This window comes from Brevibacterium sanguinis, assembly GCF_039528855.1.
Classification (GTDB): domain Bacteria; phylum Actinomycetota; class Actinomycetes; order Actinomycetales; family Brevibacteriaceae; genus Brevibacterium; species Brevibacterium sanguinis.
In genome coordinates, this window is sequence record NZ_BAAAMB010000021.1 from 1 (window position 1) to 8,230 (window position 8,230).

The following is an 8,230-nucleotide window of genomic DNA, read 5'->3' on the forward strand; positions in this document are numbered from 1 at the left end:
GCGGCATAAACCCGGAGGTCAACCAAACCTTCAGCGGACCCAACCGTAACAAAGTAAACGTCGGAGACCGAGTGTTCATTCGAAAGACCGGCGGAGGGACTCGCGGAATAATCGCATCAGGCTGGGTCACGGGAACACCGGTCGCGCTACTGCATTGGGACGGTTCGTCCAGGGGCATGACCTATGTGCCACTGAAATGGGATGGTGTTGTCGATTTTGACAATCCTCTGGACCTGAATGAAATTGCAGAACTTTACCCGTCGGCGGTTTGGAAAGGCATGCAAGGAGGATTGGAAATTCCCAAAGACGCCGTGAATGAAGTAGAACATCAGTGGTCCGAAAAATTCTCTTCATCAGTCGAGATATTGCGTGATGTCATCGCAAATGCAGAATTAGAAGATTCGCCTATCGAACGCCTCTACGCCGAAACCTTGGTTCGTTCGCGGCGCCACCAGAGAAAGTTTCGAGCCCTGTTGTTGAGGTATAAGCCAGCTGAATGCGAAGTAGATGGATGCAATGTTTCAGAACCCCGCCTACTTGAGGCGGCGCATATCGTGCCCGATTCCTTAGGCGGCGAAGCATCTCTCGATAACGGACTCATCTTGTGCCGAAACCATCATCGCGCATTAGATGTAAATATCCTGGAATATATAGACGGGGAATTTCATTGGGCCGTAGAGTCCGAGCGATTCTGAAACTCACACAATGCCTACAAAATCTCCGAATATTATAGAACAATTGAACCGGCCTGCATGCGCGGCGGCTATATAGCTTCAAGGTGAATAGAAGCGTCAAGTTGAACATCGCCATTCTCGGATGCCGGTGAATAACGGTATAGTAACTCAGAACTCGCTCTCGATTGTTCACTGTCGAGCTCGACTGAGTCCGATTCCGCCTTGTCTGCTTTAGGCTCCGGTGCTTCGCTTCCGACACTTGGAGATGCCCATGGGTGAGCGCTTCCCGACAGAATCCGCGCCGGCCGGGCTTGCGCGCGCTCGGGATCTGGGCATTCCGTTCGAGGGCCGGACCGGGCGGTGGAATGCGATCACGGACGTTCCGGGCGTCGAGGTCGGAGCGGTGACGATCATTGAGGACGAACCGGTGGTCGCGCGCACTGGAGTGACAGTGATCTTCCCGCGCGGCAAAGAGCGGGCGGCCAGTCCGTGTGCGGCGGGCGTGGCGGTGCTCAACGGCAACGGCGAGCTAACTGGACGGGCATGGATCGACGAGTCGGGCCAGCTTCAGACTCCCATCGCGATCACGAACTCGCATGCCGTCGGCGCAGTCCGTCGAGGCGTCGACCGATGGACGGCGGAGAATTTCCCACTGGCAGCGGCACAGTGGATGCTGCCGGTCGTCGGGGAAACGTGGGATGGGTACCTCAATTCGATCGACGATGATGTCGTCACCTCCGATCATGCGGTCGCGGCTTTGGAGTCAGCGGCGAGCGGGCCGGTGGCCGAAGGCAGCGTCGGCGGCGGGATGGGGATGAACTGCTACGGGTTCAAGGGCGGAACGGGCACGGCCTCGTGCATCGTGACCTCAGGCGACCAGCAGTGGACGGTCGGCGTGCTCATGCAGGCGAACTTCGGGTCGCGCCGGGAACTCAATGTCGAGGGGCGCCGCCTGGGGCGCGACTCCGCAGTGCCGAATCCTATGGAGGACGACGATTGGTTCGAACGGGAGACAACCCTGGGAACCGACTCGGTGCCGGGGGCCGGAAGCGTCATTGTCGTCGTCGCCACCGATGCACCTCTGCTGCCGGAGCAGTTTCGCGCATTGGCGCGACGGGTGCCGCTGGGCCTGGCACGGATGGGGACGACGGGGAGCCACTTCTCCGGGGACATCTTCTTGGCGTTCTCCACGGCCAACGAGGGAGCGCTGAGATCGCGGATGGGCACGGCTGCGGGAACGGTGGAGAGCCTGGACGTCCTCGCGTGGGGAGGGATCGACGCGTTCTATGCCGCGGTCGTCGAAGCCACCGAGGAAGCGGTGCTCAACACGCTCGTCGGCGCCGAGGACATGGCCGGTCGTGACGGTCACGTCAGCTATGCACTGCCCCACGACGAGGTGAGGCGGGCGTTCCGGGGACGGGTGTGACCGTGCGGCGTGCTGATCGTCGCAGTGGGCGGGGTGCTGCTGCGGTTGCTGTCATCAGCGCTCAGCACGCAGCACCCAGTGCTCAGTTTTCACGAGATCGTGGCGGAGACGTCATTCGCTCCTGAGCTGATCCACTTCGGGTCGTTGGAGACATTTCGTGTGCCGAGGGCTCGTGAGCTCACTTCGTCGAGAACACCCATATCGATTGCATCGAGAGTGAGGTCGAGAGCTCCGAGATTCTCGAGGTGGCGCGCCGACCGTCGCGAGCCGGGGGTCTGAACGGGGCCGAGCGCATCTTGCTCAGCGCCGGCGGCCGCGAGGGCCAACCGTGCGGACAAGGCGACAAAGCTGGAGCTGGAGGGTGAGTGAGCCGCTTCGACGGCCCCGCCGTGGGCGGTCCTCGCCTGAGATTCGCCTTCTCGGGGTGCCGAGTCGAGCACGCCGTGATCCCATGCGAGAATCGACTTGTAATGGCGAGGCTGCAGGCGATCCGGAAGGTGACTACGTGGATCGGTGAAACTGCCGGGCTTGCCGAGGCGGTTGTGGATGATGGGGGCGTGCAACATGAGCGGTCGACTAGTTGCCGTGCTTCATAGTCGCCCGACCGGTAGTGGGGCCATCACACGCGCACGTGTCGAAGGAATCTGTTCCGTTCTCGGCTGCGATTCATCCGAGATCGTGAATCTGTACGCAGAGGAGTTACCGACCTCAAGCTCTCTGGATACAGCTACGCCGTCCCAGGCTTGGGCCGAGGGACGGCGTGAGATCGAACTGGCGTTACACGCCTCCGACACGAATGCGATACTGCTCGGGTACGGGGTACGGCCTCCAGTCGGTCTGCAGCGCGTGTGTTACCGGGAGCAGCTCCGCTGGCTCACGGACGTGCTCATCGTGAGCGGACACGCGCCGTGGACCTACGGAGACCGTCCTTCTCACCCGTCGCGATGGCAACGGATCGCTCATCGTTTTAGACCGGGCAACTCTGTCTACGATCTGGCTCCGGAACTCCTGCAGCAGCACGAGCCGGGGAGTCTCTCGCTGGGAGCCAACAAGGCCACGGTCCATCCGTCAGGCATGTGAGGCAGTCGGGTGAATCAGAACAAGCCCGAGTTTGCTGCTGCCGGGAGCCCCGTGACTCTTCCGAGAAACATCACTTTTGGGCCCAGTCCCTAGCGAATCCTCGAAGGTGTCCGGCCAAACCGGCGATGTAGACACTCCAGTTCTGCTGCTCACGCAGATCGGCCGGACACGGGAACGGCAGGTGCGCGAGCCAGAGTGGGTAACCGCGGTCCCTCAGTCGTTGGCGCTCGAACTGGCGAATTTGACCTCCGATGCCAGTCGGATACAGTAAGGCCGCGAGATCCGAGGGCCTACCGTCGAGGGTGGCGAGATGGCTATAGGCGAACATCTGGTAGCCGTCGGCCGAGCCCGGGGCCCGTCCGGTGCCGAGCTTATACTTGGCATCTGCGACGACAATTTTTCGGCCCGTCCGCAGTATGAAGTCTGGGAACGAGGTGGTGGCCGGATCGACGATTCGGTCACCGTTCGCGGTCGGCGGGCTCCAGGGAGCAGGGACGCTCACACCCTCATCTGGTTGGCCGTCGCGGCTGACCGCGAGCGTGGCGAAACGGCTCTCCAGCGCGAGTTCCAGGCACTGCTCCCAGAACTTCTCCGTCGAGACCTGGATGAGCAGGGCATCCGTGGTGCTGGTCCCTGATTCGGGCTCGACGGCCCAGGCGCGCAGCACCGGCAGCGCCGCGTCGACCGCAGGCTTCCAGATCTGGTCGAGCGGGCCGAACCAGAGGCTCTCTGCGAGGAGGATGGCCCGCTCGCGCTCTATCAGCGTGACGCCCGAGAGGTGGCGCAGTAGCTGCGTGGCTCGGGTCTTCAGGTCCGGACGCAGCAGCGCTACCTTCGGCGGCAGGTGGTCGCTGCCGATCACCCGCAGAGCCGACGCGATGACCTGCAGTAGCGGGGTGTCCGTCGTCAGCTCGTCGAACGTCGACTCCACCCGCGGCGTTCCCGTCGCGAGCGAGTATAAAAGGCCCTTAGCGCTCAGCCGGCCACGGGGCATCTCCAACGTCTCGGTGCGCTCGTCGTACTTCGGACGGGCCCGGAAGATGAGGCCCTCGACCGTCGTCAGCAGGTGCTCGTGCGTCAGCATCCGCAGCACCGACGGCGCGAACGCCCCCTCGAAGGTCAGAGGGCTGTCCATCAGGCTACCGCGCTCCGCGAGCAACATGAGGTCGATGAGCTGCCCGAACGGTTCCCCGTGGCCGATCGGCTCATGGACTGGGTCGTCCGAGGGGGAGCCGAGCGCGAGCAGGTCGGCCTGGGTCATCGAGGCCTCGGCGAGGCTCACGGCCAGCGTGCCGATGCACTCGGCGGAGGTCCTGATCGCGGCTAGCCCGGTCTCGTGCACCACGACGTGCGTCGTCGCCCCCGGGGAGTGCGCGTGCTCCCGGACGACCCGAGGCTCCGCCTCCCACGGCTTGGGCAGCACCGTCACAGTCACGCGCCCGCCGGCACCGTCAGGTAGGACGGCGAAGCCCGAGCGGGTGCCGCGCGGGCTTGCCTTGATCCAGAGCCGAGAGGCGCTACTGATCACTGTCATCGTTGTCCTCGGCGTCGTCCGGCTCTTCCAGAGACGAGTACTCCGAAATCGCTCCAGCGGGGATGTCTATGACGCTAAGACCTCGGGTAAGCCCGTGGCCTTCTTCGACGATCGCGATTGAGAGACTTGCCAGGAAGTCGTCGAAAGCTGCCCAGCGGTCGCCGGTGTCGGAAGCCTTGGCTGATTCGAGCCACGCCTGTCGCGTCTCCTTGGTAAGCAGGTTTGACGCTCCCACCTGCATGGCGGTGTCGATGAGCTGCGGGAGGATCGCGTAGCGCCAGACCATCCATTCGGCGTCTTCGTTGACGTCGCGACGTGCCTCACCGGTCTCCTTGAGCTTCGCCAGGTCGATCACGCCGTATGGACGAGCCGGGCCGTGCTGCGTGGCTCGGGTCTCCTCGTGCCAGCCGTCCGGGCCGATGCTGATGGCTTTTAAGGCCTTGGCTGCCTGGCCGACGTTGTCGATCAGGACGAGTTCGAAGGTGTGATCGCTGTGGCGCAGCCACACGTGAACCTTGTTGTCGAGCTTGTACCCCCTGATCGCCGCGCTGAAGGGCTCTCCGGAGGCCGACTGCCCCTGGTAGTAGAGCTTGTGGTTGTTCCCACCCGGATTGGGACGCATGAGGTTGTCCAGATACTTCTCGCCTTCGAACGCGATCTCGAGGTAGTCGTGCGTGTCCGGAACCGAGCGCGAACTCGTCGAGACTCCGTTCGAGGCCATCGGGTAGAAAGAGTCGATGATCCCGCGCTTTCCGCCCGGCGTGGAGTCGGGGAGTCCGAGCTGGGTGTGGCTGCCGCCGTCGAGCTTGCGCGCTTCGAGCCAGAACGCGCCCGTCACGGTTGGCTTCGAGGCGGCTTGCCGCAGCTCCGCCAACGGGTCGTTCAGGTTAGCGACCGACCCCTCAGTGGCGGCCACGCCGAAAAGGTAGCTGTGGCCAAGCATCGCGTTCGGCCCCAGGCATCGCCTCAGCGCCTCATTGAGGTTGGTCAACTGCTCTATTGAACGCTCGACCCGGTCGGTAGCTTCTCTGCCGTCCGTCTTCTCGATCTGCGCGCGCAGCGCGTCGCCGATCAAGGGTTCGACGCGGACGAAGCCGAACCGCCGGCGGAGCGCAGAGTCCAGCGGTGCGATCGAGCGGTCCGACGTGTTCATGGTGCCGAGCAGGTAGAGGTTGTTCGGAGTCGAGAACAGCTGGCCGGAGTAAGGAAGGGTGACCTGCATGCCGCCGACGACTTCCTTCCCGTTGGGGGTGCCGCGCTTGCTGGCTTCCATCGTCAGCAGCAGGTCACCGAACACCTTAGGGACGTTCGCCCGGTTGAGCTCGTCAATCAGCACCAGGAAGTCGGACTCTGGAGCTGCGATCGCTTCGCTGATCACGTCGCGCAGGAAGCCGTCTTTGCGGACGAACGACGCCTTCGCGTCGTCGTACCGCAGCCCCTCGACGAACTCCTCGTACGTAGTGTTGGGGTGGAGTGTGATCGCGTAGCGCCCGCGCCCGTCGCCCGCGAGATGTCTGCCCGTCTCGGCTTCCCACGCGTCCGCGACTGCCGCCACCACGTGGGACTTGCCTGTTCCGGGAGGGCCTTCCAGAACTGCGTTCTTGAATCGCCGCAGCACACGAATCGTCTCAAGTGCCAATTCCATCGGCTCCACCTTTCCTTTGAGACAACTCTATATGCGATCTCCGACGGACGATCCATCCCGTGATCGATGCTGCAGGGCTCGCTCGGCGAGGGCTCGGAGCTCTGCGGCGCTGACTGGCACCACCGATTCGGCGATCACTTGGTCGATCGAGTCTGCGACCGTGACCTTCGGGTCGTCCACGAGCGAGTGACCGAGTTCTTCGAGCCGGTCGATTGCCGCTGCAGAGAGGTCCGGGAGGGCCAAGCGCCGCAGATCAGTTGCTTCGACTTTCAGAGCACCGCCCCCGAGCACGGTGCACGTCGACTCGAGATTGGCCCACGTCCAGCTCGAGTTCAATAATGCAAGCAACGCATTCGGCGGCAGCGCGTCCGGCTCGACGGGCCACAGCCCTGAGAAGTTGGCGTCCACGACAACCCCCGGGCTGTTCAGGACGGTCTTCGGTCGTCCACCGCACACTCGCCCAACAAAGAGGGTTGGGTGGTGACGTGGGGCGAGGGCGGGCAGCTGGTACCAGAACCTCACCGGCCGGCCAGAGTGGTCAGTCTTGCTGTTCGTTGCCACCGCCGCCAGGTCGGGGAACAGCTTCGTCGGGTCCTTCGCGGAGAGGGGAGTCGATGCGACCTGGGCGATCCATTTCCCTACGGGGGCAGGCAGGACCTCCGAGTCGCCGGGCCCCATGCGCTTCAGGTCGGACGCGGTGACCCATCCTCGGAGGTTGACGACCCGCGAGGGCAGCAGCGACTCGTCAACTGCGAACTCGTTGCCGAGCTCGCTCTGACGCCGTACCGCCGGCAGGAGGCACTCGGTCGGGATGGCGAGCGAGCCGATCCCCCAGCGAGCGGCAGGGCGGACGACGCCTTCGACGAGCCTGACGTAGAAGAAGTCGTTGGCACCGCTGCGGAGGCCCTGTCCGGCACGCCAGCCGTAGGATTCGAGCGTGCGGACGAGGGTGCGGTCGGACTCGGATCCGAGGGCCGCGGCGACCCGAGCCGGCACCTGCGCGCCCTGGCTGGAGACGGACATGGACAGGCCCTGCTCGAGGTGTGCAGCGAGGCCGGCGGTGACGGAAACCGGGCTGCCAGAGTTCACCGCGTGCAAGGCCGTCGCGACTGCTTGTTCTGAGCCGAGCGTGCCGCGCAAATCACCGTCGACGGCGAGGTCGCGGGTCGCCCGCGCCATCACAGTCCTGCGTACAGTTCGGCTCGCGGTCAGCGTGCGGCGTCTGGCCACGACTAGCTGCGTGCGGACTTGCGCGTCGTCGAACCACGACGCGTCCCCATCCTCGACGATGACCTCGACGTCAAAGGCTGCGTCAAGCAACGTCCGTACTGCCTGTGCGTAGTTCCTGGTCAGCCAGGCTTGCGGGGCAACTACGGCGAGCACGCCGCCCTCTCGGACGAGGGCAGCGCTCAGGATCCACGCCGGCACGGCGATGTCGGACGTGCCCGGGTACTCTTTCGCCGCCCGGAGCCACAGAGCCCGGTCTTGGTCCGAAAGCCCGGGTCGGTCTGCGATGGCCTGCGCTAACCCTGCCCGTACCCCTGCGCTGGTCGGCACGCTGATGCCGTCGACTCTTCCCCTAGACTGGTAACGAATGTATGGCGGATTGGTGATCACGAGGTCGAACTGGGTCGAGGGTAGAGTCGCGGAGAATGCATCGCCGAGCATGAGTTCGGTGCCTTCGACGCCCGCTAGCGCGGAACGGGCCCGATCAAGCGCGATCGGGTCCAGCTCTGTCCCGACCAGCCTCTCGGGGCGCGCTCCGACAGACAGACAAGCCTGGAGCAGATCGGCGGAGCCGACCATCGGGTCGATGATGGAATCGGCCGACTGGGCGCCGGCCAGTGCGGCGAGCAGCCGGCCAACGCGTT

The 8,230-nt window shown here is 64.1% G+C and carries 6 protein-coding genes; 2 read left to right on the top strand and 4 right to left on the bottom strand.

Annotated features, from left to right (window positions below):
- Both ABD154_RS17840 and ABD154_RS17845 read left to right on the top strand, forming a co-directional pair.
- On the top strand, nucleotides 1–695 hold a 695-nt coding region (locus ABD154_RS17840; protein ID WP_344251845.1), incomplete at its 5' end, for an HNH endonuclease.
- A gap of 250 nt (nucleotides 696–945) precedes the next feature.
- Nucleotides 946–2,100 (top strand): DmpA family aminopeptidase, encoded by a 1,155-nt coding sequence (locus ABD154_RS17845; protein WP_344251846.1) that lies wholly within the window; start codon nucleotides 946–948, stop codon nucleotides 2,098–2,100.
- 89 nt (nucleotides 2,101–2,189) lie between these two features.
- Here ABD154_RS17845 and ABD154_RS17850 read toward each other — a convergent pair whose 3' ends face one another.
- The 4 genes from ABD154_RS17850 to ABD154_RS17865 all read right to left on the bottom strand — a co-directional run.
- The gene (locus ABD154_RS17850; protein ID WP_344251847.1) at nucleotides 2,190–2,666 is read right to left on the bottom strand and encodes a hypothetical protein; all 477 of its coding nucleotides are present in this window, start codon (nucleotides 2,664–2,666) and stop codon (nucleotides 2,190–2,192) included.
- Nucleotides 2,667–3,250: 584 nt separating this feature from the next.
- The gene (locus ABD154_RS17855) at nucleotides 3,251–4,714 is read right to left on the bottom strand and encodes a 5-methylcytosine restriction system specificity protein McrC (protein WP_344251848.1); all 1,464 of its coding nucleotides are present in this window, start codon (nucleotides 4,712–4,714) and stop codon (nucleotides 3,251–3,253) included.
- The gene (locus ABD154_RS17860) at nucleotides 4,698–6,359 is read right to left on the bottom strand and encodes an McrB family protein (RefSeq protein WP_344251850.1); all 1,662 of its coding nucleotides are present in this window, start codon (nucleotides 6,357–6,359) and stop codon (nucleotides 4,698–4,700) included. The genes ABD154_RS17855 and ABD154_RS17860 overlap by 17 nt, the downstream gene beginning before the upstream one ends.
- A 27-nt stretch (nucleotides 6,360–6,386) precedes the next feature.
- On the bottom strand, nucleotides 6,387–8,230 hold a 1,844-nt coding region (locus ABD154_RS17865), incomplete at its 5' end, for an Eco57I restriction-modification methylase domain-containing protein (protein ID WP_425546747.1).